Genomic DNA, 24,630 nt, shown 5'->3' with positions numbered 1-24,630 from the left:
GACCGAGTAACCTCGTACCAAGGAACAGCACTTCGCTTGCGCCTCAATACGCAATCACTCACAAACTACGATGAAATGCTGACGCGATTCCATCGTGTATCGCTGCTCGACAGTTCTGAGGTGATCAAGCTATTGAGCCGTCAATGGCTTCGACGATGCTATCCCGAGATTTTCAGGCCAAGTGAGAAATAGCTTGCCTTCATTCTCATGCCGACTTGGCACAGATAGGTGCGGGGGATGTGCTTTGACAGAGCATGGGCTGACCTTGGCCTAGCACAAATTCTCTTTTACTTCAGAGGGTTAGGAATTAAAAAGCCGGCTTGTGGCCGGCTTCTCGGGGACGCTTCCGACTAATTTATGGTAAGTCGCAATCGCCTTAACTGTGTGGCCATCAAGGGCCTGAAAGAGATGGCAGATGCCCGTGTGGGATATCGCCGAGCCCTCTGGAACGCGGCTCGCGCCGGTCGGGGCTTAATGTGCGGCGTAGCATACAAGGGCGGGCGCAGGATGCCCAGCAAAAAATTGCCCAGGGCGCTTCAACTGGGCCGCTGCTGGCGGAAATGTGACCAGTGGAACACCCAGCCAAGAATTTCCAGGCCCTGCGCCTGACGCTGGGCAGCGGTGTAGCGTTCGACCGTGTAGTTGCGCCGGTCATGGCTGTGCAGGTACAGGGTGCCGTGCGGGCCAAGACTGAGGTTGTTTACCCTGAGCATGCCGTTTTGCAGCAGGGCATAGGTTTCGCCCTCGACCACCCGGGTCATGCCCAGATCAATGGCCAGGGTAGCTTCCAGGGAAATCAGCGGGAGCATGTTGCTGGCCGGCATTGCCAGGCAGATTGCGTTGCCGGCTTGCACACCCAAACCCTTCAGGGCTTTTGCCGGCAAGCGCAGGTGCTTGCTGCTCACTGGCGACAGCAAGCCGTTGCTCACTTCGTAGTAGGGCACCTTCAATAACCGGCCACGATGGCCCGACAGCGGGGTAAGCGGGTTGGCGGGCACTGGCCGTGGAAGGCCGTTGCGCAGGAGTGGATTGGGGTGTTTGGGGCCTTCACCGGTGCGCAGCCAACGTCGGTGCACACAGAACAGATCGGCCAGTTCGTCCAGCCGGGCCAAAGGTACACCGCGTTTGAACCAGTTGTTGACGTGCTGTGCTGTGACGCTGCGCTGGGCGGCGAAATCGGAAGGGGTTAGGCCACATTCTTGGAGCAGGGCCCTGAGGCGGTCGCCGGAAGTGTTCATGGCGGCGAGTGTAGCGGCGAATTGCCAGACAGGATATGAACCGGATGTTGACGGGGTTTGTATGAAAAGTGGTTGTTTGTAAGGCTCTGGTGTAGGACGGCGTAGGATTTATTACCAGTAATGTGCGTATTGCCCATTCCTGCATAAAAAAACCCCGCCTAAGCGGGGTTTCTCCTGCAATCGGAATCAGCCCTTGTAGGCAGCGACCGATTTGGTGATCGCGGCACGGGCGGCGTCGGCGCCTTCCCAGCCTTCGATCTTGACCCACTTGCCCTTCTCGAGATCTTTGTAGTTGGCAAAGAAGTGCTCGATCTGCTGGATCAGCAGGGCTGGCAGGTCGGTGTATTCCTTGACGTCAACGTACAGCTGCGACAGCTTGTCGTGAGGAACAGCGATGACCTTGGCGTCGCCGCCACCGTCGTCGGTCATGTTCAGCACGCCAACCGGACGGGCGCGGATAACCGAGCCTGGGGCCACTGGGTAAGGGGTAACCACCAGCACGTCCAGCGGGTCACCGTCGTCAGCCAGGGTGTTCGGGATGAAGCCATAGTTGGCTGGGTAGAACATTGGGGTAGCCATGAAACGGTCGACGAACAGCGTGTCGCTGTCTTTGTCGATTTCGTATTTGATCGGCGCGTGGTTGGCCGGGATCTCGATGGCGACGTAGATGTCGTTCGGCAGGTCTTTGCCCGCCGGAATCTTGCTGTAGCTCATTGGGCAGTGCCCCCGTGTTTGACCAAAAAGTGGCGGCGATTATAGGCACATTCTGCCGGGGCATGCCACGCTTGGCCTGATGTGCGGGCCCGTCAGGCGTGGCTTTCGCGGTACTCGGGGTGTTCCGCCTGCAGCTGGCACAGGCGCGCCAGCGGGTCTTGCCGGTAGAACAGCGACAACTGGCGGTAGACCTGTGGATAAGCCTGATGAAGCAGGTCGGGGGCACTAAAGAAGTACTCGCTGGTAACGGCAAAGAACTCTGCCGGGTTTTCCGCAGCGTAGGGGTCGATGGCGGTTTCGGCGTCGGGGTTGGCGTCCAGTTGGTGGTTGAGGTCGTCGTAGGCCTGCTGCATGGCTGTTGCCCACTCATCAACTGGCATGCTGCTGTGCAGCGGTGGCAGGCCGTTGGCATCGCCATTGAGCATGTCGAGCTTGTGCGCCAGCTCATGGATGACCAGGTTGTAAGCCTCCCAGCCACCACTGGCCTGCACGCCGTTCCAGGCCAGGATGATCGGCCCCTGCTGCCAGGCCTCGCCGCTGTGTTCGCCGTCCCACACATGTTCCACGCCACTGGCATCGCGGTGGCGCTGGGGGCTCTTGAAGTCGTCGGGGTACAGGATGATTTCGTGGAAGCCTTGGTACCAGTTCAGCTCACCCAGGTGAAGCAGGGGTAACTGTGCCTGGGCGGCCAGCATTAGGCGCTGCTCGTCGTCCAGCTCGACACCGGGCAGGCAGGTGAGGTGCTTGTCGAGCAAGAACAGGATGCAGGCTTCGCGCAGCCAGCGGTCTTCAGCGTCGCTGATGCCGTCCAGCATCGGCAGCCGCTCGCGTACGGCCTGCCATTGCTGTGGCGTGATTGGGTAACGCGCCAGAGTACGTTTGCGCCGCCAGGCGCTGAATGACCACATGCCGTTTGTTCTTTACCTGTTCAGTGAGCCTTGGCCGTACGGCCCAGGCGCCCACGCAGCAAGCCGAGAATCATCGGCACCAGCGACAGGATGATGATGCCCACCACCATCAGCGACAGGTGCTGCTTGATGAACGGCACGTTGCCGAAGAAGTAGCCCAAGGTGACCAGGCCGCCGACCCAAAGCAGCGAACCGGCAACGCTGAAGCCGAGGAAGCGTGGATAGTGCATGTGAGCGATGCCCGCGACGAACGGTGCGAAGGTGCGCAAGATGGGCAGGAAGCGCGCCATGGTCACGGTCTTGCCGCCATGGCGTTCATAGAAATCGTGGGTACGCTGCAGGTAGTCGCGGCGGAAGATCTTGGAGTTAGGGTTGTTGAACAAACGCTCGCCGGCTGTTCGGCCTATCACGTAATTGGTGCTGTCGCCCAGGATTGCAGCGGCCATCAGCAGGCCGGCCAGCAGCACCGGGTCCATGCCGCCACCCGCCGCCACGGCGCCGGCGATGAACAGCAGCGAGTCGCCTGGCAGGAATGGCATCACTACCAGGCCGGTTTCGCAGAAGATCACGGTGAACAGGATGGCGTAGATCCAGGGACCGTAATTGGTGACCAGCAGATCGAGGTAGGCATCGAGATGCAGGATAAGGTCCAGCGGGTTGAAATCCATGTACAGCACCTGTGTTCTTGGGCGTAGGCTTGGTTACCGGGGGGAGGGTAAATTTTCACACATGACAGGTGAGCCATTATACGGCTAAGTCAGGAACATGCCCGGAGAGTTTGTAGCGGGGGGTTACGGTAGAGGGGTATTCCTTTGCCAACCGCTTCGCGGGCACGCCCGCTCCCACAAGGATCACTACCTTGCTTGTGGAAGCGGGCGGTGCCAGTCAATCCTGGCTGATTGGCAGGATGTAGCTCTTGAACTCGGTATCCTCACGAAACCCGATGGATTCGTAAGTCTTGTGCGCCACTTCATTGTTCGCGCTGGTCGACACGCGCATGCGCACAGCATTGGTCTCCTTGGCCATTTTCTTCGCTTCGCGAATCAGGTGGTCGGCGACCAGCATGCGCCGGGAGTCCTCGGCTACATAGATATCGTTGAGAATCCATACCCGCTTCAACGACAGCGACGAGTAGCTCGGGTACAGCTGGCAAAAGCCCAGCAGTTTGCCGTCGTCATCATCCGGAAGTGCCAGGTAAATCACCGATTCGTCCCGCTTCAGGCGCTTTTCCAAAAAGCTGCGCGAGCTGTCGGGGTAGGGCAGTTGCCCGTAGAACTCACGGTATTTGACGAACAACGGGGTGAGCAGGTCGAGGTGTTCCAAGGTTGCTTTGATGATGCGCATGTGCGGCCCTCAGAGTCCATTTGGGAAACAGCGGAATGCCAGCAGCGTTCAAGGGCATGCTGCCCAATGCACGGCACAAGTGCAATCCGCCTTCCGTGACAGGTTTTTTACTCTTTGCCGAGCAGGAAGTTACCTTTCTGGCTGGCGCTGTCTTCATTCTCCAGGCTATGGACCTCGGCTTCGTCCTTCAGATTCACCCCGGAAAGCTGGCGCCGGCAGGCTTCGCGCATCAGGTACAACAGGCGGTGCGCCGCCATGCCATAGCTCAGCCCCTCCAGGCGGATATTGGAAATGCAGTTGCGGTAGGCATCGGTCAGGCCAACCTTGGGTGCGTAAGTGAAATACAGGCCAAGGCTGTCGGGCGAGCTCAGCCCCGGGCGCTCGCCGATCAGCATCACCGTCATCCGGGCGCCCAGCAGCTCGCCGACCTCGTCGGCCACTGCCACGCGGCCCTGCTGCACCAGTACCACCGGGGCGCTGGTCCAGCCGTCGGCGGCAGCCTGTTCGTCGAAGCGGGTCAGGAACGGTAGCGTGTGGCGATGCACGGCCAGTGCCGAGAGGCCGTCAGCCACCACGATGGCCAGATCGACGCCGCCGGGGTTGGCCTGGGCGTGCTGGCGAAGCGTCGTAATCGAGTCTTCGTTCAGCCGCCGTCCAAGGTCCGGGCGCTGCAGGTACTGGTGGCGATCGCTGGCAGCGCTGTGCAACACCAGGCTTTCGCGCCCGCGGTCACTCAGCTGGCTGGCCAGGCCGGCGTGGTCGAAAGCCAGGTGCACGGCATCTCGTGCCTGGGCATGGGCGAACTGGAAGTCCAGCTGCGCCCCGGTCGGCAGGCTGGTGCCGGTGCGGCCCAGGGCGATGCGCGCCGGGGTCAGGTTGCGCAGGGCCAGCCAAGGGTTGTCGGGGGTAGGCGTGCGATGGTCCATGGTCATCCCTATGCAAGCTGTGCCAAGGCCTGGCGGAAGGCCGGCGGCAGGTTGTCACCGAAGCGCACCCGGCCATCGGCCTGGGTGAAGATACCGGTGCGGGCCAGCCATGCCTCGAATTCCGGGCCGGGCTTCAGGCCCAGGGTCTGGCGCGCGTACAGCGCGTCATGGAACGAGGTGGTCTGGTAGTTGAGCATGATGTCGTCGGAGCCGGGGATGCCCATGATGAAGTTGATGCCGGCCACACCCAGCAGCGTCAGCAAGGTGTCCATGTCGTCCTGATCGGCTTCGGCATGGTTGGTGTAGCAGATATCGCAACCCATCGGCACGCCCAGCAGCTTGCCGCAGAAATGGTCTTCGAGGCCGGCGCGGATGATCTGCTTGCCGTTGTAGAGGTATTCCGGGCCAATGAAACCGACCACGGTGTTGACCAGGAACGGCTTGAAGTGACGGGCCACGGCATAGGCGCGGGTTTCGCAGGTCTGCTGGTCGACGCCGTGGTGGGCGTTGGCCGAGAGCGCGCTGCCCTGGCCAGTTTCGAAATACATCAGGTTCTGCCCGAGGGTGCCGCGTTTCAGCGACAGACCCGCTTCGTAGCCTTCCTGCAACACGTTCAGGTTGATGCCGAAGCCGGCGTTGGCCGCCTCTGTGCCGGCGATGGACTGGAACACCAGGTCCAGTGGCACGCCGCGGTTGATTGCTTCAATCGAGGTGGTGACGTGGGTCAGCACGCAGGACTGGGTGGGGATGTCGTAGCGCTGGATGATGGCGTCGAGCATTTCCAGCAGGGCGCAGATCGAAGCGATGCTGTCGGTGGCCGGGTTGATGCCGATCATGGCGTCGCCGTTGCCGTACAGCAAGCCGTCGAGAATGCTGGCGGCAATACCGGCCGGTTCGTCTGTCGGGTGGTTGGGTTGCAGCCGGGTCGACAGGCGCCCGCGCAGGCCCATGGTGCCGCGGAACCGGGTGACCACGCGGATTTTTTGCGCCACCAGCACCAGGTCCTGCACGCGCATGATCTTCGAAACGGCAGCGGCCATTTCCGGGGTCAACCCGGGCGCCAGGGCGCGCAGGCTGTCTTCGTTGGCTTCCTCGCTCAGCAGCCAGTCGCGCAGACCACCCACGGTCAGGTGGCTGACCGGGGCGAAGGCCTGGGCATCGTGGGTGTCGATGATCAGGCGGGTCACTTCATCTGCTTCGTAAGGGATCAGTGCTTCATTGAGAAAGTGCGTCAGCGGAATATTGGCCAACGCCATCTGCGCGGCGACGCGCTCACCGTCGTTGCTGGCCGCGACACCTGCCAGGCAGTCCCCGGAGCGTGCCGGGCTGGCCTTGGCCATCACGTCCTTGAGGCTGTCGAAGCGGTAGACCAAGTGGCCGACCGTGTGTACGAAACTTGCCATACAGAATCTCCAGAGCCGCGGGTTGCCCCGCGGCGGGTGGCGGCGATCAGTGCAGGGCCTCTTCGGCCTTCTGGATCGCGGCGAATTCCTCTTCCGGTGTGCCCGCAACCAGGTGGTGGCGGCTGTAGAAAGCAAAGTAGGCAATTAATACCGCATAGATCACTGCAGCGCCAATGACTACCCGCGGGTCAACCAGGAATCCGGCGACCACGGCGATGCACGCCAGCACCAGCGCCAGGCCGGATGTGAAGATGCCACCCGGGGTGCGGTAGGGGCGCTCCATCTTTGGCCGGCGGATGCGCAGGGTGATGTGCGCAGCCATCATCAGCACGTAAGACAGGGTAGCGCCAAACACTGCCACCAGGATCAGCAAGTCACCCTGGCCCGTCAGCGACAGGGCAAAACCGATGATGCCGGGGATGACCAAGGCCAGTACCGGGGCCTTGCTCTTGTTGGTTTCCGACAGTTTGCGCGGCAGGTAACCGGCGCGGGACAGGGCGAAGATCTGCCGGGAATAGGCATAGATGATCGAGAAGAAGCTGGCGATCAGCCCGGCCAGACCGACCAGGTTGACGAAGCCGCCCATCCAGGTGGAGCCGCCGTAGGCCTTCGACAGGGCTTCGACCAGCGGGTTACCGGAGGCCTTCAGCGCCTCGGAGCCTGCGCCGCCTGGGCCGACCACCAGGATCAGCAAGGCGAAGGCCAGCAGTACCAGCATGGCGCCGATCAGGCCGCGTGGCAGGTCACGCTTGGGGTTCTTGGTTTCTTCTGCGGCCAGCGGCACGCCTTCGACGGCAAGGAAGAACCAGATGGCGTAGGGGATGGCTGCCCACACGCCGACATAGCCAAACGGCAGGAAGCTGCTGGCGCCGACGGCGTCCGTTTTGGCGATGTCGAACAGGTTGGCTGCATCAAAATGGGGCACCATGCCTATCAGGAATACGGCCAGGGCAATGGCGGCGATGGCGGTGATGATGAACATCAGCTTCAGTGCCTCACCCACGCCGAAAATGTGGATGCCGATGAACACGATGTAGAACGCCAGGTAGATCATCCAGCCGCCGATACCGAACAGCGATTGACAGTAGGCGCCGATGAACACCGCGATGGCGGCAGGGGCGATGGCGTATTCGATCAGGATCGCCGTGCCGGTCAAAAAGCCGCCCCACGGGCCGAAGGCACTGCGGGCAAAGCCATAGCCACCGCCAGCGGTGGGGATCATCGACGACAGCTCGGCCAGCGAGAAGCACATGCACAGGTACATGGTTGCCATCAGCAAGGTGGCCAGGAACATGCCGCCCCAGCCGCCCTGCGCCAGGCCGAAGTTCCAGCCGGCGTAATCGCCGGAAATGACGTACGCCACGCCCAGGCCGACCAGCAGTACCCAGCCGGCGGCGCCTTTTTTCAGTTCACGTTGCTGGAAATAGTCAGAGCCGACTTTCTCGAAGTCGACGGAAGAGCCTGCCGGCGATCCGGCGGAATGTTCGCTTGGCATAGATTCACCTGTTTTTTTTCTTGGTGGGCCGGAAGGGTTCCGGGCCGATGGTGATGGGTGCTGCAGAAAGCGAGCCAGGGCGGCTGGTGCACGGTTGCTGCCCTGGGTTTTGTGTTACGCAGATCCGGCCTCTTCGCGGGCTTGCCCGCTCCCACAGGTACCGCACCGGTTCTGTAACAAACGGTGAACCTGTAGGAGCGGGTTTACCCGCGAAGAAGGCGACGCGGTCTAGAAGAAGCCCAACGGATTGATGTCGTAGCTCACCAGCAGGTTCTTGGTCTGCTGATAGTGATCCAGCATCATCTTGTGCGTCTCACGCCCAACCCCCGACTTCTTGTACCCGCCGAACGCGGCATGCGCCGGGTACAGGTGGTAGCAGTTGGTCCACACACGACCAGCCTTGATGCCGCGGCCCATGCGGTAGGCACGGTTGATGTCGCGGGTCCACACGCCGGCGCCCAGGCCGAACTCGGTGTCGTTGGCAATCGCCAGTGCTTCGGCTTCGTCCTTGAAGGTGGTGACGCTGACCACCGGGCCGAAGATTTCTTCCTGGAACACGCGCATCTTGTTGTTGCCCTTGAGCAGGGTCGGCTGGATGTAGTAACCGGTAGCCAGCGAACCTTCCAGCTTCTCGACCTTGCCGCCGGTGAGCAACTCGGCGCCTTCGTCCTGGGCGATCTGCAGGTACGAGAGGATCTTTTCGAACTGCTGCTGCGAGGCCTGGGCGCCGACCATGGTGTCGGTGTCCAGCGGGTCGCCGCGCTTGATCTGCAGCACCTTCTTCATCACCACTTCCATGAACTGCGGATAGATCGACTCTTGCACCAGGGCACGCGACGGGCAGGTGCACACTTCGCCCTGGTTGAAGAACGCCAGCACCATGCCTTCTGCCGCCTTCTCGATGAAGCTTGGCTCGGCCTGCATGATGTCTTCGAAGTAAACGTTCGGCGACTTGCCACCCAGTTCGACGGTGGACGGGATGATGTTCTCGGCGGCGCATTTCATGATGTGCGAGCCCACCGGGGTAGAGCCGGTGAAGGCGATCTTGGCGATGCGTTTGCTGGTGGCCAGGGCTTCACCGGCTTCGCGGCCATAGCCTTGCACGACGTTGAGCACGCCAGGTGGCAGCAGGTCGCCAATGACTTCGAGCAGCACGGTGATGCCCAGCGGCGTCTGTTCGGCAGGCTTGAGCACCACGCAGTTACCAGCGGCCAGTGCCGGGGCAAGCTTCCAGGCAGCCATCAGGATCGGGAAGTTCCAGGGGATGATCTGCCCGACCACGCCCAGTGGCTCGTGGATGTGGTAGGCCACGGTGCCTTCATTGATTTCGGCAGCGCCGCCTTCCTGGGCGCGGATGCAGCCAGCGAAATAGCGGAAGTGGTCGACCGCCAGCGGAATGTCGGCGTTGAGGGTTTCGCGGATCGGCTTGCCGTTGTCCCAGGTTTCGGTGATGGCCAGCAATTCGAGGTTCTGCTCGATACGGTCGGCGATCTTCAGCAGCACGTTGGAGCGATCCTGCACTGAAGTGCGGCCCCAGGCGTCGGCCGCAGCATGGGCGGCATCCAGGGCCTTCTCGATGTCTTCGGCAGTAGAGCGGGGGAATTCAGCGATCAGCTTGCCATTCACCGGGGAGGTATTTTCGAAGTACTGCCCCTTTACCGGAGTAACGAACTCACCACCGATGTAGTTGCCGTAGCGGCTCTTGAAGGAAACCTTCGCGCCTTCGGTACCGGGATGTGCATAACGCATGGTGTGTCTCCTTGGTATTGTGCTTTTTAGGGAGTTGGAAAGCATAGAGCAAGGGTTGGGCCAGTGTTGGCCACGCCAGGCAAATCAATGACTTGAGTCATTTTTACGGGGCTGATAAAGGGCCGCTGTACCGGTGCCGGTACGCCTGGGGTGACATTTTGTGCCGTTTACGACACATCACAGGCGTGTGCATTGCAAAGCCTACCCGGGTGGAGGATGCTGGGCTGACGCTCTATCTGCGGAGAATTACAACAATGCAGAGCAATCACTTCACGCGCCATGCCCGGCAGGTGCATAGCGTTGCCCATGGTGGGGCCGGGGAGGGCGGCAGTGACCCGTCCATCGCCCGCTCCTGGCTGCGCTGCCTGGAGGATTACCACCTCGACCCGGCGGTGATCGAAGCGCCGGTGGTGCTTGAGCACGGGCGCCTGCTGGAAAGCCGCGAGCGCCTGCATCAGGTGCTGCAAATTGCCGACCATGAGATGAACAGCCTGCACCAGCAGCTTTCCGGCGCAGGCCACGCGGTGCTGCTGACCGACGCCCGTGGGGTGATCCTCAATTGCGTCAGTGCCCCCACCGAGCGGCGCAGCTTCGAGCGTGCGGGGCTGTGGTTGGGCGCTGACTGGAGCGAGGCGCGCGAGGGCACCAATGGCATCGGCACCTGCCTGGTCGAGCGCCAGGCGCTGACCATCCATCAGAACGAGCACTTCCGTGGCCGTCACACCGGGCTGACCTGCTCGGCCAGCCCGGTGTTCGACCCGCATGGCGACCTGCTGGCGGTACTCGACGTGTCCTCTGCGCGCCCCGACGTATCGCGGCAAAGCCAGTTCCACACCATGGCGTTGGTCAGCCTGTCGGCGAAGATGATCGAAAGCTGCTATTTCCTGCGCCATTTCGAGCAGCAATGGTTATTGCGTTTTCACCTGCAAGCCGAGTCGGTCGGCCTGTTCAGCGAAGGCTTGCTGGCGTTCGACGGCGATGGGCGCATTTGCGCTGCCAACCAAAGCGCACTGAACCTGCTGGGCACGGTACGGGGCGGCGTGCTGGGCAAACCGTTGGCGTGCTTTTTCGCGTGCAGCCATGACGAAATGTTCAGCCGTGCCACGCCCGGCGGCAGTACTGCCTGGCCGCTGCGCACCCTGGACGGTCGCCAGGTGTTCGCCAGCCTGCGGGGGCAGGCCCGGGCGCCGGTGTGGTCGGTGCCGGCCGCCCAGCCGCGGCCCGCAGGTGAAGTGGAGCCGCTGGTCTGTCTGCTGGACCCTGCGTTGCAAAATGATTTCCGCCGCAGCGTGCGGGTGTTCGAGCGCGATGTGCCATTACTGCTGCGCGGCGAGACCGGCTGTGGCAAGGAGGCCTTCGCCCAGGCTGTGCATCAGGCCAGTGAGCGGCGCGGCAAGCCGTTCGTCGCGATCAACTGCGCGTCTATCCCGGAAAGCCTGATCGAGAGTGAGCTGTTCGGGTACCGCGGCGGCAGTTTTACCGGCGCGCGCAAGGAGGGCATGCGCGGCAAGCTGTTGCAGGCCGACGGCGGCACCTTGCTGCTGGACGAGATCGGCGATATGCCGCTTGCCCTGCAAACCCGACTGCTGCGGGTACTGGAGGAACGCCAGGTGGTGCCGATCGGGGGAGAGCCACAGGCGGTGGACGTGCGCATTGTCAGCGCTACGCACCGTGACCTGCTGGAACGGGTTGAACAGGGCAGTTTCCGCGAGGACCTGTATTACCGCCTCAATGGCCTGGAGGTAGCGCTGCCGGCGGTGCGCGAACGCAGTGACAAGGCGCAGTTGCTGGACTTTCTGCTACGCCAGGAGACGCAGGGGCAACGCATAGACATCGAGCCCAGGGCGCGGCAGGCGCTGCTCGCATTTAACTGGCCGGGGAACGTGCGGCAGATGCGCAATGTGCTGCGTACCCTGGTGGCGCTTTGCGAAGATGCCCGCATCACCTTTACGGACCTCCCCGCAGTCATCCGCACCAGCCCACCTCCCGTGGGGGCGGGCGAGCCCGCGAAGATGTCCGACCAGGCAATAGAGGGCGAGGGCGTTGCCCTCGTTCGCGGGCAAGCCCGCTCCCACAGGTCCGGCAGTGCCGCAGAGATCGAGGGTGAATCTGGAGGGACCGAGGTTCTGCTCGACGCGGAGCGGCAAGCGCTGAAGGAGGTCCTGGAGGCAAAACACTGGCATCTCACCCGCGTTGCCGAGCACTTGGGCATCAGCCGCAATACCTTGTATCGAAAACTGCGCAAACACGGCATTACCAGGGGCGACTGAGCGAAACAGCGGGTGCGATTTGTCGCGCCCTGGGCTACCCTGCCTCGATGTTTTGCGAGGTCGACCATGCATATTCACATTCTCGGTATTTGCGGCACTTTCATGGGTTCGCTGGCGGTGCTGGCCAAGGAACTTGGCCACCGCGTCACTGGCTCCGACGCCAACGTCTATCCCCCGATGAGCACCCAACTCGAAGCCCAGGGTATCGAACTGACCCAAGGCTATGACCCGGCCCAGTTGGATCCGGCGCCAGACCTGGTGGTCATCGGCAACGCCATGTCGCGCGGCAACCCAGCGGTTGAATACGTGCTGAACAAGGGCCTGCCCTACGTCTCCGGCCCGCAGTGGCTGGCCGACCACGTGCTGCAAGGCCGCTGGGTGCTGGCCGTTGCCGGTACTCACGGCAAGACCACCACCAGCAGCATGCTGGCCTGGGTGCTGGAGCACGCCGGCATGAGCCCGGGCTTCCTGATTGGTGGCGTGCCGCAGAACTTCTCGGTGTCGGCCCGCTTGGGCGACACGCCGTTCTTTGTGGTGGAAGCCGACGAGTACGACAGCGCCTTCTTCGACAAGCGCTCGAAGTTCGTCCACTATCACCCGCGTACCGCGATCCTCAACAACCTTGAGTTCGATCACGCGGACATCTTCCCGGATCTGGCCTCGATCGAGCGGCAGTTCCACCACCTGGTGCGGACTATCCCCAGCGAAGGCCTGGTCATCCACCCGACCACCGAGCAAGCGCTGGAGCGTGTGATCGGCATGGGCTGCTGGACCCCTGTGCAAACCACCGGGGAGGGCGGCCAGTGGCAAGCCCGCCTGCTCAGCCCCGATGGCTCGCGCTTTGAAGTCCTGTTCGAGGGCGAAGTGCAGGGTGTGGTGGACTGGGCGCTGACCGGCCAGCACAACGTCGCCAATGCCTTGGCCACCCTGGCAGCAGCGCGTCATGTAGGCGTGGTGCCGGCCATGGGCATCGACGGCCTGAGTGCGTTCAAGAGCGTCAAGCGGCGCATGGAGAAGGTTGCCGAAGTTCAAGGTGTGACCATCTACGATGACTTCGCCCACCATCCGACCGCCATTGCCACCACGCTCGACGGCCTGCGCAAGCGGGTGGGGGAGGCACCTGTGATCGCGGTGATCGAGCCACGCTCCAACTCGATGAAACTCGGTGCCCATCGTGACGGCCTGCCAGAAAGCGTCAACGACGCCGACCAGGTGATCTGGTATGCGCCGGCCAACCTCGGCTGGGACCTGGCCGCCACCGCTGCGCAGTGCAAGGTACCCAGCGTGGTGGCCGACAGCCTCGAAGCGATCATCGAGCGGATCAAAGGCCAGGCTCGCCCAGGCACCCATGTGGTGATCATGAGCAACGGCGGCTTCGGCGGCCTGCACGGCAAGCTGGCCGAGGCGCTGAAGTGAACGGGCCGGAACGCATCACCCTGGCCATGACGGGCGCCTCGGGTGCCCAGTATGGCCTTCGCCTGCTCGATTGCCTGGTACGCGAAGACCGCGAGGTGCACTTCCTGATCTCCAAGGCCGCACAGTTGGTGATGGCCACCGAGACGGATGTTGTGTTGCCGGCCAAGCCCCAGGCGATGCAGGCCTTCCTGACTGAATACACCGGCGCGGCCGATGGGCAGATCCGTGTGTATGGCAAGGAAGACTGGATGTCGCCGGTAGCCTCGGGTTCTGGCGCCCCGGCGGCAATGGTGGTGGTCCCCTGTTCCACTGGCACTTTGTCGGCCATCGCCACTGGCGCCTGCAACAACCTGATCGAGCGGGCTGCCGACGTCACCCTCAAGGAGCGTCGCCAGCTGATCCTGGTGCCACGCGAAGCGCCGTTCTCCACCATCCACCTGGAAAACATGCTCAAGCTGTCGCAAATGGGCGCGGTGATCTTGCCGGCGGCTCCGGGGTTCTATCACCAGCCGCAGACCATCGACGACCTGGTCGACTTTGTCGTGGCGCGTATCCTCAACCTGCTGAACATCCCCCAGGATATGTTGCCGCGTTGGGGCGAGCACCACTTCGGGGTGGATGATTGAAGCGAGCACTGGCGGGGTTGCTGGCGCTGGTGATGCTGGGTGGGTGCGCCACGGTGCGCACGCTGGATGCCAACAAGCCCGGCGCACCGGTGGTGTATGCCGGTACCCGGCTGGATTTGTATGTGATCAATGGCGGGTGTTGCCCGCGGGATCATTACGGGGCGGACGCTCCGGCGTATCCGCGCCTGGATCTGCCCGGCAGCATGCTGCTCGATACCCTGCTGCTGCCGTTGTCTTTGCTGACAGCGGCCGGCATAGGCTTCCAGGCTAGCGGCGGCCTGTGATGGCCCTTCTCGCGCGCACGCCCTCTCCCACAGGATCTCCGTAATCTTCCGGTGACTACTCACCAGTGGGAGCGGGCGTGCCCGCGAAGAGGCCAGCACAAGCGAAGCCTAGATCTTGCCCAACCTGCGCAACTCATCCGACTCCACAACCCGCACGCCGTCTTCTTCCTCCAGCGCCAGCCGCCACAGTGCTCGCGCCAGGGTACAAGCCTCGATTCCCCGATACTTCCCCGGGATCAACCTGGAAAATGGCGCAACAAGCTGTTCAGTGAGCCGTGGCTCCAGCCGCTCGCCCAGCAGGAACGAGGGCCGCACGATGGTCAACTGTGGCCAGTCCTGAGCCTTGAGCGCTTCTTCCATCTCGCCCTTGACCCGGTTATAGAAAATTGACGACTTAGGGTCGGCGCCCACTGCACTCACCACCAGCAGATGCCGTGCGCCCATTTCTCGGGCACGCTTGCTGAAGGCGACCACCATGTCCAGATCCACTGCGCGGAAAGCCGATTCGGAACCCGCCTGCTTCAGCGTGGTGCCCAGGCAGCAGTACGCGATGTCGACCCGCCCGGCCAGTTGCGGAAGGAATACCGCCGGGTCGCCCACCGGGTTTTCCAGGTGCGGGTGCTCGGCCAATGGCCGGCGTGTAGGCGCCAGGACACGGGTGATGGTGGGCTCGTTGAGCAGGCGGTCTAGCAGGTGTTCACCGGTCAGGCCGGTGGCTCCGGCAAGCAGGACATGCTGAGGCGTCAAGTACATGATGTCTCTCCCTTGTTACACACAAGTCTAGTGAGTGCCGGGCATTTTTGCCTGTTCCCTCACGTTGGCCTGTGTGGCGTTACGCAATGCTTCTTCGGCTTGTTGCTGGCGCAGGTGATGCCAGTGCTCAAGCACGGCCGGCGGTGCCCACAGCTGCGGCTCGGAGGCCTCGAAGCCTTCCCTTTGTTCTCTTTCGGCAACGCTGGCACGTGCCAGTTCAAACGCCTGTTTCAGGTCGTCGGTCTGGTTCAGCGCTTCAGCGAACAGGGCATCGCCAAAGTAGGTGAAGTCGGCTTCCTCCGAGCAACCGAAGGAGACGCGGTCGGCCCGGGCAGCGGTCATGATGAGCGTGCGCTCGTCTTTGAGCGGAGCGATATAGCCCCCTGAATAGCAGGCGGAGATGACGATTACCTTGTCGCGATCCTTCAGCGGCGCCAAGGCAGTGGCCAGCTCGTCAGCGGCCAGGTCGGCCAGTTGCAGACGGGGCTGGTCGAGCACCAGCTGGTGGTCCTGGCTGCCATGGCTGGTGAGGTAGATGAACACCAGGTCTTCGGGGCCGCTGCGCTCTGCCAGGGTGGCGGCAGCGCGGGAGAGGTTTTCGCGGGTGGCCATGGGGCGTGTGGCCATGTGGTCGCGGTGGTTGACCAGGGTCACTTGGCCACGGGCGCCAAAGCGCACCTTTAGCAGGTTGCTGACGTAGTCGGCTTCGCGCAGGAATACGCTTTGCTGGCCATCGCCGGCCACGACCAGGCTATACAGCTGGATCGGTGGTGCCGAGCGAGGTACCCGTGCCAGCGCCTCGTCCAGCAGCCGGCCCTGGTTGAGCAACGCCAGGTCCAGTGGGTCTGGCAGCAGCTTGCCATTCTGGTCGCGCACGCGCACGCCGTTGGCCCATGTTCCGCTTTCGACCTTGCCAGTGGGCAGAATCAGCCGCCCATGGCCATGGTAGGCATCGTTCAGGAAACCGCCGATGTACTTGCTGCCGTCGGCCAGTTGCAGGCTGCCCTGGCCCGACAGACGCCAGTCGGCGAACTCACCCTTGTAGTGGCTGCCATCGCTGCCCAGCAACTCGCCTTCGCCGATCAGCGAGCCGTCCTTGAATTCACCGATCCACACGTCGCCATCGGCATTTTCGTAGCGGCCTCGGCCCTCCAGGCGGTTGTCCTTGAACTCGCCGATGTACTGCTCGCCATCAACGCTGTCGTAGGTGCCGGCGCCTTGTAGCTGGCCGTTGACGAAGTGGCCGCTGAACTGGTTGCCGCTGGCATCGCTGCGCACCCCGGCGCCGTTGGGCTTGCCCTTGGCGAACAGGCCTTGGTAGCGACTGCCGTCGGCCAGCTCCAGTTGGCCTGCGCCGTCGTACAGGTCGTCCTTGAACTGGCCGCGGTAGGTCTGGTCGGTTTGCTTGAGGGTGCCCTCGCCGTCGCGGCGGCCGTGGCGGAAGGTGCCGCTATAGTGGCTGCCCGGGGTGGTCAGCTCGCCCAGGCCCTGAAACAGCCCCTCGGCGAACTGGCCGCGGTAGACCTCGCCATTCTGGCCATGCCATTCGCCCTGGCCGTGCCACTGGCCGTCCTTGAAGCTGCCGGCGTACCAGCTGCCATTGGGGTAGTCGATCCGGCCCTCACCCTGCAGCAGGCCATCGACCACCTGCCCCCGGTAACGCCCACCGTCAGGCAGCCGTGCGTCCGGCGGGAGCAGCGATTCGCCATCGCCACAGGCGGCGAGCAGCAGGACCAGGGTAATGGGGAGCAGTGGACGCATGGCGATGACCGGGCAATAGGTCTGCCGAGTATGACGCAGAATGGGATCCTGAGACAGCGAGCCCCTGTGTCGGCGCACAGGCCTTGTACCCGGCGCGAACCCTGTAGGAGCGGCTTCAACCGCGAACATCGGCGAAGCCGGTGCCCTCCACCGTGTTGCATTGTTCGCGGGCCCGCCCGCTCCCACAGGTGCCACGTTACCTTCAAGGTGCAATCAGCGCACACCAGGTGAAACGATGATCTTCACGTTCTCCTCTTTGTTGTTCACCAGTTCCTCAAAGCCCAGCTCGACAATCTGCTCCAATCCGATCCGGCCGGTTACCAGCGGGCGAATATCCAGCCGACCATCAGCAATGAAGGCAATCACGTCAGCAAACTCGCCGTTGTACGCCAACGCCCCCAGCACCTGCTTCTCGGTGGACACCAGTTCGAAGAAGTTGAACTCGCTGGGCTCTTCGAAAATACCCACCAGCACGCATTTGCCCGCCTTGCGGATGGTGTCGATGGCCAGCTTGGCCGTATGTTTGTTGCCAATGCACTCAAAGCTCACATCGGCGCCCAGCCCTGCAGTCAGTGCGCGGATTTCTGCCAGGGCATCGCACTGGCTGGGGTCCAGCACCACGTTGGCGCCTACCTCTTTGGCCTTGGCTTTGCGTGCTGAGGACATTTCCAGGGCGATAACCTGTGCTGCGCCCGCGGCTTTGGCACACATGATGGTGCAAAGGCCGATGGTGCCGGCCCCCACCACTACAACGGTTTGCCCAAGCAGGCTGCCGGCCTTTTTCACCGCGTGCATACCCACCGCCAGCGGTTCGATCAGTGCCCCGGCTTCGGCAGGGAAGCCCTGCGGCAGCCGGTAGAGCAGGTTGGCGGGCACGTTGACCAGCTCGGCGAAGGCCCCGTTGTTCATCAGGCCGGTGAACGCCAGGCGTTCGCAGATGTTGTACAGGCCATGGGTGCAGTAATAGCAGGTACCACAATGCTGGCACGCGTCTGCCGCCACCGGGTCGCCTACGGCATAGCCTTCCACGCCTTCGCCAAGCTTGGCGATGTGGCCGCAGAATTCGTGGCCGAGGATGCACTGGCCCTGAATGCCGGTCAGCGGGTGCGGGGCCTCTACCGGGATGAACACCGGGCCGGCAACATATTCGTGCAGGTCGGAGCCGCAGATGCCGCACCAGTCCACCTTGATCTGCACCCAGCCCGGCGCTGGGTCGGCCGGCAAAGGTACCTGTTCGACACGAATATCGTTGCGGCCATGCCAGACGGCCGCGCGCATGTGGGTGTGGCTCAGGTCATTCATTGTTGTTCTCCAGGCTCACGAAAAGGGCTTAGTGCTTGCGCAGGAATGCGAGCAGTTGCTGGTTGACCTGTTCGGCCGCCTCCATCTGCACCATGTGGCCGGCCTCTGGCAGCACCTGTACTTCGGCTTCCAGGCCCTCGGCGTGGCTGGCCGGGATGATCGCATCCTTGCCACCCCACACCACCAGTGCCGGGTGATTGCCAAGGACCCCGCGCAAGTCGTGGCGCTGCCGGTCGCCGTCGGCGAGCGCCCCTGCCAGCTGCCGCAGGGCCTGGTCCACACCTTCCAGGCGCTTGAACTTGAGCATGTCCTCCAGCATTTGCCGAGTGACCAGCGCCGGGTCGGCAAACAATTGCACCATCTGCGGTTTGAGTGCATTGCGGTTGGCCGCGGTGACGAAACCTTGCAAGTACTGCCCGTTGATCGCTTCGCCCAGACCGGCGCTGGCCACCAGGCTCAGGCTGGCCACCCGCTGCGGGGCCAGGCGCGCCACGTTGAGGCTGACGGCACCGCCCATGGAATGGCCGGCCAGGTGGGCCTTGGCGATGTTCAGGTGGTCGAGCAGGGCGAGCACGGTTTCGCTCAACTCATCCAGGTCGCCCCGCTGCAGGGCCTTGGCCGACTCGCCGTGGCCCGGCAGGTCGAGGGCGATGACCCGCCGCTCGGCAGCCAGTGCCGGGTGGTTGAACAGCCAGTTGTTGAGGTCACCGCCAAACCCGTGCACCAGCACCAGCGGTGTGCCGCCTTCACCCAGCTCGAACCAGCGCAGCAGGCGCCCGCCGACTTCCGCCTTCTGAGGGGCCGGCCCTTGGCTCTGGTCGGCGCCGCCTTCGGCGACGAACTCGGCCTGGAAGCGCTGTACCACGGCATCGATCTCGGCCTCTTCTGCTTCGCCTTCGACCACCACCGCCAGCAGTGCGCCGACGGGCAGGGTTTCATCCGGCTTGGCCACCTGGCGGCGCAGCACGCCGCTGAACGGCGCTTCGACGCTGCTGCTGATCTTGTCGGTCTCGACGTCCAGCACCTCGTCGCCCTTGCTGATTTCGTCACCTTCCTGCTTGAGCCAGGTGTCCACCCGGCCCTCGGTCATCGACAGGCCCCACTTGGGCATGGTCAGGGTATGGATCTGGCTCATGCGGCACTCCTTGCGGCTTCGATCACCTTGCGCACGGCGGCTTCGATCTTCGCCGCGTCAGGGATGTACAGGTCTTCCAGGGCGTCGGAGAACGGCACCGGGGTATGCGGCGCGGTGACCATTTCGATCGGACCCTTGAGTGCGGCAAAAGCCTTCTGTGCCACCAGCGCGCTGATGTCGGTGGCCATCGAGCAGCGCGGGTTGGCTTCATCGATCACCACCAGGCGGCCGGTCTTCTCCACACTTTCCAGAATGCTGTCCTCGTCCAGCGGGCTGGTAGTGCGCAAGTCCAGTACCTCGCAGTCGATGCCCTGGCGGGCCAGGTTGTTGGCGGCCTCCAGCGCCACATGCACCATGCGCCCGTAGGTAACGAGGGTCACGTCGTCGCCATCGCGCAAGAAGTTGGCTTCGCCGAACGGTACGGTGTACACCTCTTCCGGCACCTCACCCTGCATGCTGTACAGCAGTTTGTGTTCGCAGAAGATCACCGGGTCGTTGTCGCGGATCGCCTGGATCAACAGGCCCTTGGCATCGTAAGGCGAGGATGGGCACACCACCTTCAGGCCGGGGATGTGCGTCCATAGCGAAGTGAGCATCTGCGAGTGCTGGGCTGCCGCACGCAGGCCGGCGCCATACATGGTGCGCATCACCAGCGGGGTCACGGCCTTGCCGCCGAACATGTAGCGGAACTTGGCGGCCTGGTTGAGGATCTGGTCCAGGCAGCAGCCGGCGAAGTCGACGAACATCAGTTCGCACACCGGGCGCAGGCCCTGGGTGGCGGCACCGACGGCCGCGCCGACGTAGCCGATTTCCGACAGCGGCGCGTCAAGCACGCGGCCGGGGAATTGGTGATACAGGCCTTTGGTCACGCCCAACACGCCACCCCAGGCGTCATCCTCGCCGGGCGCACCGGCGCCACCGGCGACGTCTTCGCCAATGATGAACACTGTGCTGTCGCGACGCATTTCCTGGGCCAGGGCTTCGTTGATGGCCTGCTGGTAGCTGATCTTTCTTGCCATGGTGGTTCTCCTGTTGTTCTTGTAATCCGCGGCTCAGGGGTAGGCGACGTAGACGTCGGTGAGCAGGTCGGCGGGCTGTGGCTTGGGATCGGATTTGGCGCGGCGTACGGCGTCTTCGATCAGGTCCTCGACGCGGGCGTCGATGGCGTCCAGTTGCTCGGCCGTGAGCAGGCCGGCGCGGGTGGTCTTGTTGCGAAATTGCATGAGGCAGTCGCGGGATTCGCGCAGGTTCTTCACTTCATCAGGGGCGCGGTAGGTTTGCGCATCGCCTTCGAAATGGCCGTAGTAACGGCTGAGCTTGACCTCGATCAGCGACGGCCCTTGCCCGGAGCGGGCGCGCTCTATGGCAGCGCCGGCGGCCTCGTAGACGGCAAAGAAGTCAAAGCCGTCGATGGTGACCCCTGGCATGCCGAAGCCGGCAGCGCGGTCGGCAATGTGGTCGCAGGCTACGGACCAGTTGGAGGCAGTGGCCTCGGCGTAGCCGTTGTTCTCGGCCACGAAGATGCAGGGCAGGTTCATGATCGACGCCATGTTCATGGCCTCGAACACGGCGCCCTCGTTGGATGCCCCATCGCCGAAGAAGGCTACCGACACGTCATCGCGGCCCTTGAGCTTGGCCGCCAGCGCCGCCCCGGCCACCAGTGGTGCGCCGGCGCCGACGATACCGTTGGCACCGAGCATGCCTTTTTCCAGGTCGGCAATGTGCATCGAGCCGCCCTTGCCGCCGCACACGCCGGTTTTCTTGCCGTAGATCTCGGCCATCATGCCGTACACGTCCACCCCTTTGGCGATGCAGTGGCCATGGCCGCGGTGGGTCGAGGCGATGCAGTCGCTGTCGCGCAGGTGGGCCATGACCCCGGCTGCAGAGGCTTCCTCGCCGGCATACAGGTGGACGAAGCCGGGAATTTCGCCGGTGGCGAACTCCACATGCAGGCGTTCTTCGAAGGCGCGGATGGTCCGCATGACTTCATAGGCATGCAGCAGTTGATCAGTACTGAGTTGATTGGACATCTTGTTGTTCTCCGGGGTTGTCTCAACACGGGTTTGCAGGGTGCAGCCGGTGGCCGCGCGGGACGGCCAGCAGGTGGTGGCGGGCGGCATGCGCCAGCACGGCCTCGACGTCCACACTGAGTGGGCCTTGGTGGTCGAGGGTGATGGTGGGTGTGTCATGCTCGGCGAATTCGATTTCGCGTTCGCCGTCCAGGGCCAGGGTGCCGCTGGCCAGGCTCAGGCGCTGGGCGACGCCGGGTGTCAGCGGACCGCAGGCCGTGATGCCGCAGGCTTGCAGCAGGCCGGGCGCCAACGGCGCCAACAGCGCCTGTTCGGCGTCGGGGGCCAGGCGTACCCAGGCGCCGTGCGGGTCTTGCCGTGACACCGGGCACCACAGACCGCACAGGGCCGACAGGCCGATGGCGTGGGGTTCGGCGAAGCAGGCGAAGACTTCGCAGAGGTCCTCGCTGCGGCTGAGCGCACGGGCACCGATGAAGCGCTGCGGCGATACGGCCACCTCGACCAAGGCCCATTCGGCCAGCTGTTGTTCAGGCACGTTTACCAGTAAGCGTTTGTTGCGGCGCAAGCCGATGCTGGCCGGTACCCGGCCACTGGCAAGCAGGCCACCGGCCAGGCCCGCGCTGGTGGCTTCACGAAGTTCGGGGAAGGCGTTGTTGGTGCCGGTGGACAGGGTCAGCAGCGGCACGTCACCGGCCTCGGCGGCGACCGCCTTGTGGGTGCCATCACCGCCCAGCACGGCGATCATCGCCACGCCGCGCTCGACCATGCGCCGGGTAGCCAGGCGGGTATCGGCCACGGTCTGGCTCAGTGGCAGGTCGAGGATCTCGATGGCCGGCCAGTGCTGGTCACGGGCCCCTGGGCCCTGGCTGGCCTTGAGCACGGCGGCAGCGATGCCGGTCATGTCGCTGGGCAACAACACCTGGCCGATGCCGGTGGCGCCGAAAGCGGCCAGCAGGCGCTGGATAGCCGAGGCCTTGTCGGTGCTTGAATAGAGCCCGGCATTGGCGGTCAGGCGGCGCAGGTCGCGGCCAGAGGCAGGGTTGGCAATGATCCCGACAATCGGGGCGGGTAGCGGCATGGCGCACCTCGTATTTTTGTTTGCAAGGGGAGGAGCAAGCGGGGTGCCAGCTTTCTTCGCGATGGCTGAAGTGGCCGGGCTAGAGGGTTCTGGTCGTGTTCGGGCAGGTCTTCACGGATGTGGCGGCGAGACGCTGGGTGCCAGCTCCGGGCCTGCGTTGCCGAGACACTGAGACGCTGCGTCTCAAGCCAGCCGGTAATCACACAGTGCTTGTCGGGGCATGCCCAGAGGCGCTTAATGGCCGGACAACGATAAAAACAGCAACGAGAACCGGAGGGCCTGAATGCTTGCCGCGAACTCCCGAGCCCATGTGGACTGCGTCAGCAGGGTGTTGAAGAATGCCGATCGCCTGCCGCAGGCACCGGTACCACCGCTGATCCTCGATTCATGGCGCCGCTCCATGGATGTGTACCGCCTCGACCCCGGTTCCCAGCAGGGGCCGCGGATCCTTTCCCAAAGCCTGCTCAACGAATGCCGCGAACGCGCCGAACTGTTCCTGCGCATCGCCAGCGATGCCGTGGCGCGCTTGCACGAACGGGTGCGCGGCGCTGACTACTGCGTGCTGCTTACCGATGCCCAGGGGCGCACCATCGATTACCGGGTCGAGTCGGCCATCCGCAACGACTGTCGCAAGGCCGGGCTGTATCTGGGGACCTGCTGGTCGGAGGGCGAGGAGGGCACATGCGGTGTGGCGGCGGTGCTGACCAGCAAGGCCCCGGTCACGGTGCACAAGCGCGATCACTTTCGCGCCGCCTTCATTGGCCTGACCTGCACCGCGGCGCCGGTGTTCGACCCGTTGGGCGAGTTGCTGGGCGTGGTCGATGTGTCGGCCTTGCAGTCGCCGGACGATCGGCGCAGCCAGCACCTGATCCGCCAACTGGTCGAGCAGACCGCCCGCGAGATCGAAAACGCTTTCTTCATGCACAGCGCCCAGGGCCACTGGGTGATGCGTGCGCATGGCACGCCGGGCTATATGGAGAGCCAACCCGATTACCTGCTGGCCTGGGATGCCGATGGCCGCTTGCAGGCAATCAACAGCCTGGCGCGGCATCGGCTGGTGGAGCGCCTGGGGCGCTTGCCCGAGCATATTGGCGAACTGTTCGACATCGACCAACTGCGCCGGGTGAGCGCGTCGTCCGCCCAGCGTCTGCCTGGTCTGGGCGGTTTGTATGGCCGGGTCAGCGCACCGCAGCAACGCCAGCGTGCGCAGCCTTTGCGCCAGGCCCAGGACACCCGTATCGAGCAACACCTGCGGTTGGCCACGCGGGTCAAGGACTGCAACCTGGCGGTGCTGGTACTGGGTGAGACCGGGGCCGGCAAGGAGGTATTCGCCCGCCAGCTGCACCAGCAAAGCCAGCGCTGTGATGGCCCGTTCGTTACCCTGAACTGCGCGGCCATCCCGGAAAGCCTGATCGAGAGCGAGTTGTTCGGCTATGTGGCCGGGGCCTTCACCGGGGCTTCCAGCAAAGGCATGCAAGGGCTGTTGCAGCAGGCCGATGGCGGTACGCTGTTCCTCGACGAGATCGGGGACATGCCGCTGAACCTGCAAACCCGCCTGCTGCGGGTGCTGGCGGAGGGCGAGGTGGCGCCGCTGGGTGCGGCGCGGCGGGATCGGGTGGATATTCAGGTGATCTGTGCGACCCATCGCGATCTGGCGGCGATGGTGGAGGACGGGCGATTTCGTGAAGACTTGTACTTCCGCCTGGCCAATGCCCGCTTTGAGCTACCCCCCTTGCGTGAGCGTGATGACCGGCTGGGGCTGATTCACCAGTTGCTGGCCGAAGAGGCTGCGGCCTGCGGGGTGGAGGTGGTGTTGGCGGATGACGCGCTGCAGGCGCTGCTGGTTTATCGCTGGCCGGGCAATTTGCGCCAACTGCGGCAGGTGTTGCGGTATGCCTGTGCGGTGAGTGAAGGCGGGCAGGTGCGGCTTCAGGATCTGCCGCAGGAGGTGCGCGGTGAAGCAGTTGGCTCGGCTGAAAGCGGGGTGTCGTGCCCGGCACGGCAGCTGTTGCTGGACGCGCTGATTCGCCATCGCTGGAAGCCGGCTGATGCGGCGCGGGCTTTGGGTATTTCGCGGGCGACGCTTTATCGGCGAGTGCATGAGCATCGCATCGACATGCCGCGGATGAAGGGGTAGAGCCCTGGGGGCGCGCTGCGCCCCTTTCGCGACGCAAGGCCGCTCCCACAAGGACGGCGTC

The 24,630-nt window shown here is 63.7% G+C and carries 21 protein-coding genes; 5 read left to right on the top strand and 16 right to left on the bottom strand.

The window, feature by feature from the left end; translation table 11 throughout:
- Positions 1-536 precede the first annotated feature (536 nt).
- The 9 genes from ACF8Q6_RS13765 to ACF8Q6_RS13725 form a co-directional block, all read right to left on the bottom strand.
- Positions 537-1,238: a helix-turn-helix transcriptional regulator gene (locus ACF8Q6_RS13765; protein ID WP_392493369.1), complete on the bottom strand. Its 702-nt coding sequence runs from the start codon at positions 1,236-1,238 to the stop codon at positions 537-539.
- 186 nt (positions 1,239-1,424) lie between these two features.
- On the bottom strand, positions 1,425-1,952 hold the full coding sequence (ppa, locus tag ACF8Q6_RS13760; RefSeq protein ID WP_003255365.1) for an inorganic diphosphatase: 528 nt from the start codon (positions 1,950-1,952) through the stop codon (positions 1,425-1,427).
- A gap of 92 nt (positions 1,953-2,044) precedes the next feature.
- A complete protein-coding gene (locus ACF8Q6_RS13755; RefSeq protein WP_019750343.1) occupies positions 2,045-2,860 on the bottom strand; it encodes a zinc-dependent peptidase in 816 nt (271 codons plus the stop codon).
- Between the two features lie 20 nt (positions 2,861-2,880).
- On the bottom strand, positions 2,881-3,528 hold the full coding sequence (locus ACF8Q6_RS13750) for a DedA family protein (protein ID WP_003255361.1): 648 nt from the start codon (positions 3,526-3,528) through the stop codon (positions 2,881-2,883).
- Positions 3,529-3,745: 217 nt separating this feature from the next.
- Complete coding sequence (locus ACF8Q6_RS13745) at positions 3,746-4,204, bottom strand: GNAT family N-acetyltransferase (RefSeq protein ID WP_003255360.1); 459 nt, start codon at positions 4,202-4,204, stop codon at positions 3,746-3,748.
- Between the two features lie 107 nt (positions 4,205-4,311).
- Positions 4,312-5,130 (bottom strand): ethanolamine ammonia-lyase subunit EutC, encoded by an 819-nt coding sequence (eutC, locus tag ACF8Q6_RS13740; RefSeq protein ID WP_003255358.1) that lies wholly within the window; start codon positions 5,128-5,130, stop codon positions 4,312-4,314.
- A gap of 8 nt (positions 5,131-5,138) precedes the next feature.
- Positions 5,139-6,533, bottom strand: coding sequence for an ethanolamine ammonia-lyase subunit EutB (locus ACF8Q6_RS13735; RefSeq protein WP_003255356.1), 1,395 nt, complete (start codon positions 6,531-6,533; stop codon positions 5,139-5,141).
- A gap of 46 nt (positions 6,534-6,579) precedes the next feature.
- A complete protein-coding gene (gene eat, locus ACF8Q6_RS13730) occupies positions 6,580-8,028 on the bottom strand; it encodes an ethanolamine permease (RefSeq protein WP_143495038.1) in 1,449 nt (482 codons plus the stop codon).
- A gap of 228 nt (positions 8,029-8,256) precedes the next feature.
- Positions 8,257-9,777, bottom strand: coding sequence for an aldehyde dehydrogenase family protein (locus ACF8Q6_RS13725; RefSeq protein ID WP_004577014.1), 1,521 nt, complete (start codon positions 9,775-9,777; stop codon positions 8,257-8,259).
- A 254-nt stretch (positions 9,778-10,031) separates the two neighbouring features.
- Here ACF8Q6_RS13725 and ACF8Q6_RS13720 point away from each other — a divergent pair, with 254 nt between their 5' ends.
- The 4 genes from ACF8Q6_RS13720 to ACF8Q6_RS13705 all read left to right on the top strand — a co-directional run bounded on the left by ACF8Q6_RS13720 (position 10,032) and on the right by ACF8Q6_RS13705 (position 14,373).
- On the top strand, positions 10,032-12,047 hold the full coding sequence (locus tag ACF8Q6_RS13720; protein WP_392492532.1) for a sigma-54-dependent Fis family transcriptional regulator: 2,016 nt from the start codon (positions 10,032-10,034) through the stop codon (positions 12,045-12,047).
- Positions 12,048-12,113: 66 nt separating this feature from the next.
- Complete coding sequence (gene mpl, locus ACF8Q6_RS13715) at positions 12,114-13,463, top strand: UDP-N-acetylmuramate:L-alanyl-gamma-D-glutamyl-meso-diaminopimelate ligase (protein WP_003255349.1); 1,350 nt, start codon at positions 12,114-12,116, stop codon at positions 13,461-13,463.
- The gene (gene ubiX, locus ACF8Q6_RS13710) at positions 13,460-14,089 is read left to right on the top strand and encodes a flavin prenyltransferase UbiX (RefSeq protein ID WP_003255348.1); all 630 of its coding nucleotides are present in this window, start codon (positions 13,460-13,462) and stop codon (positions 14,087-14,089) included. Before mpl ends, ubiX begins: the two co-directional genes overlap by 4 nt.
- On the top strand, positions 14,086-14,373 hold the full coding sequence (locus tag ACF8Q6_RS13705) for a YceK/YidQ family lipoprotein (protein WP_003255347.1): 288 nt from the start codon (positions 14,086-14,088) through the stop codon (positions 14,371-14,373). The genes ubiX and ACF8Q6_RS13705 overlap by 4 nt, the downstream gene beginning before the upstream one ends.
- A 108-nt stretch (positions 14,374-14,481) precedes the next feature.
- Here ACF8Q6_RS13705 and ACF8Q6_RS13700 read toward each other — a convergent pair whose 3' ends face one another.
- The 7 genes from ACF8Q6_RS13700 to ACF8Q6_RS13670 form a co-directional block, all read right to left on the bottom strand.
- On the bottom strand, positions 14,482-15,126 hold the full coding sequence (locus ACF8Q6_RS13700; protein WP_003255346.1) for an oxidoreductase: 645 nt from the start codon (positions 15,124-15,126) through the stop codon (positions 14,482-14,484).
- A 27-nt stretch (positions 15,127-15,153) separates the two neighbouring features.
- Complete coding sequence (locus ACF8Q6_RS13695; RefSeq protein ID WP_014755199.1) at positions 15,154-16,887, bottom strand: C13 family peptidase; 1,734 nt, start codon at positions 16,885-16,887, stop codon at positions 15,154-15,156.
- 213 nt (positions 16,888-17,100) lie between these two features.
- Positions 17,101-18,165 (bottom strand): 2,3-butanediol dehydrogenase, encoded by a 1,065-nt coding sequence (locus tag ACF8Q6_RS13690; protein ID WP_223279163.1) that lies wholly within the window; start codon positions 18,163-18,165, stop codon positions 17,101-17,103.
- A gap of 52 nt (positions 18,166-18,217) precedes the next feature.
- Positions 18,218-19,324 (bottom strand): acetoin dehydrogenase dihydrolipoyllysine-residue acetyltransferase subunit, encoded by a 1,107-nt coding sequence (locus tag ACF8Q6_RS13685; protein WP_392492536.1) that lies wholly within the window; start codon positions 19,322-19,324, stop codon positions 18,218-18,220.
- A complete protein-coding gene (locus ACF8Q6_RS13680) occupies positions 19,321-20,343 on the bottom strand; it encodes an alpha-ketoacid dehydrogenase subunit beta (RefSeq protein ID WP_003255340.1) in 1,023 nt (340 codons plus the stop codon). Before ACF8Q6_RS13680 ends, ACF8Q6_RS13685 begins: the two co-directional genes overlap by 4 nt.
- 33 nt (positions 20,344-20,376) lie before the next feature.
- Positions 20,377-21,354, bottom strand: coding sequence for a thiamine pyrophosphate-dependent dehydrogenase E1 component subunit alpha (locus tag ACF8Q6_RS13675; protein WP_003255338.1), 978 nt, complete (start codon positions 21,352-21,354; stop codon positions 20,377-20,379).
- Between the two features lie 22 nt (positions 21,355-21,376).
- Positions 21,377-22,432, bottom strand: a complete 1,056-nt coding sequence (locus ACF8Q6_RS13670) for an ATP-NAD kinase family protein (RefSeq protein WP_108191695.1) — start codon at positions 22,430-22,432, stop codon at positions 21,377-21,379.
- 283 nt (positions 22,433-22,715) lie between these two features.
- Here ACF8Q6_RS13670 and ACF8Q6_RS13665 point away from each other — a divergent pair, with 283 nt between their 5' ends.
- Entirely contained in the window at positions 22,716-24,569 is a 1,854-nt protein-coding gene (locus ACF8Q6_RS13665; RefSeq protein ID WP_392492539.1) for a sigma-54-dependent Fis family transcriptional regulator, read from the top strand.
- The last annotated feature ends 61 nt before the right edge of the window (positions 24,570-24,630 follow it).

It is taken from the genome of Pseudomonas sp. GLN_2, assembly GCF_043106005.1.
GTDB lineage: Bacteria > Pseudomonadota > Gammaproteobacteria > Pseudomonadales > Pseudomonadaceae > Aquipseudomonas > Aquipseudomonas alloputida.
The sequence above is the reverse complement of the archived record's forward strand: the minus strand, read 5'-3'. Positions and strand labels throughout refer to the sequence as shown.

Coding starts and splice junctions, on each gene's coding strand:
- eat (WP_143495038.1), bottom strand. CDS start 8,028: ATGCCAAGCGAACATTCCGCCGGATCGCCGGCAGGCTCTTCCGTCGAC.
- ACF8Q6_RS13665 (WP_392492539.1), top strand. CDS start 22,716: ATGCTTGCCGCGAACTCCCGAGCCCATGTGGACTGCGTCAGCAGGGTG.
- ppa (WP_003255365.1), bottom strand. CDS start 1,952: ATGAGCTACAGCAAGATTCCGGCGGGCAAAGACCTGCCGAACGACATC.
- ACF8Q6_RS13725 (WP_004577014.1), bottom strand. CDS start 9,777: ATGCGTTATGCACATCCCGGTACCGAAGGCGCGAAGGTTTCCTTCAAG.
- ACF8Q6_RS13755 (WP_019750343.1), bottom strand. CDS start 2,860: ATGTGGTCATTCAGCGCCTGGCGGCGCAAACGTACTCTGGCGCGTTAC.
- ACF8Q6_RS13700 (WP_003255346.1), bottom strand. CDS start 15,126: ATGTACTTGACGCCTCAGCATGTCCTGCTTGCCGGAGCCACCGGCCTG.
- ACF8Q6_RS13680 (WP_003255340.1), bottom strand. CDS start 20,343: ATGGCAAGAAAGATCAGCTACCAGCAGGCCATCAACGAAGCCCTGGCC.
- ACF8Q6_RS13765 (WP_392493369.1), bottom strand. CDS start 1,238: ATGAACACTTCCGGCGACCGCCTCAGGGCCCTGCTCCAAGAATGTGGC.
- ACF8Q6_RS13745 (WP_003255360.1), bottom strand. CDS start 4,204: ATGCGCATCATCAAAGCAACCTTGGAACACCTCGACCTGCTCACCCCG.
- ACF8Q6_RS13720 (WP_392492532.1), top strand. CDS start 10,032: ATGCAGAGCAATCACTTCACGCGCCATGCCCGGCAGGTGCATAGCGTT.
- ACF8Q6_RS13750 (WP_003255361.1), bottom strand. CDS start 3,528: ATGGATTTCAACCCGCTGGACCTTATCCTGCATCTCGATGCCTACCTC.
- ACF8Q6_RS13695 (WP_014755199.1), bottom strand. CDS start 16,887: ATGCGTCCACTGCTCCCCATTACCCTGGTCCTGCTGCTCGCCGCCTGT.
- ACF8Q6_RS13690 (WP_223279163.1), bottom strand. CDS start 18,165: ATGCGCGCGGCCGTCTGGCATGGCCGCAACGATATTCGTGTCGAACAG.
- ACF8Q6_RS13685 (WP_392492536.1), bottom strand. CDS start 19,324: ATGAGCCAGATCCATACCCTGACCATGCCCAAGTGGGGCCTGTCGATG.
- mpl (WP_003255349.1), top strand. CDS start 12,114: ATGCATATTCACATTCTCGGTATTTGCGGCACTTTCATGGGTTCGCTG.
- ACF8Q6_RS13670 (WP_108191695.1), bottom strand. CDS start 22,432: ATGCCGCTACCCGCCCCGATTGTCGGGATCATTGCCAACCCTGCCTCT.
- ACF8Q6_RS13735 (WP_003255356.1), bottom strand. CDS start 6,533: ATGGCAAGTTTCGTACACACGGTCGGCCACTTGGTCTACCGCTTCGAC.
- ACF8Q6_RS13675 (WP_003255338.1), bottom strand. CDS start 21,354: ATGTCCAATCAACTCAGTACTGATCAACTGCTGCATGCCTATGAAGTC.
- eutC (WP_003255358.1), bottom strand. CDS start 5,130: ATGGACCATCGCACGCCTACCCCCGACAACCCTTGGCTGGCCCTGCGC.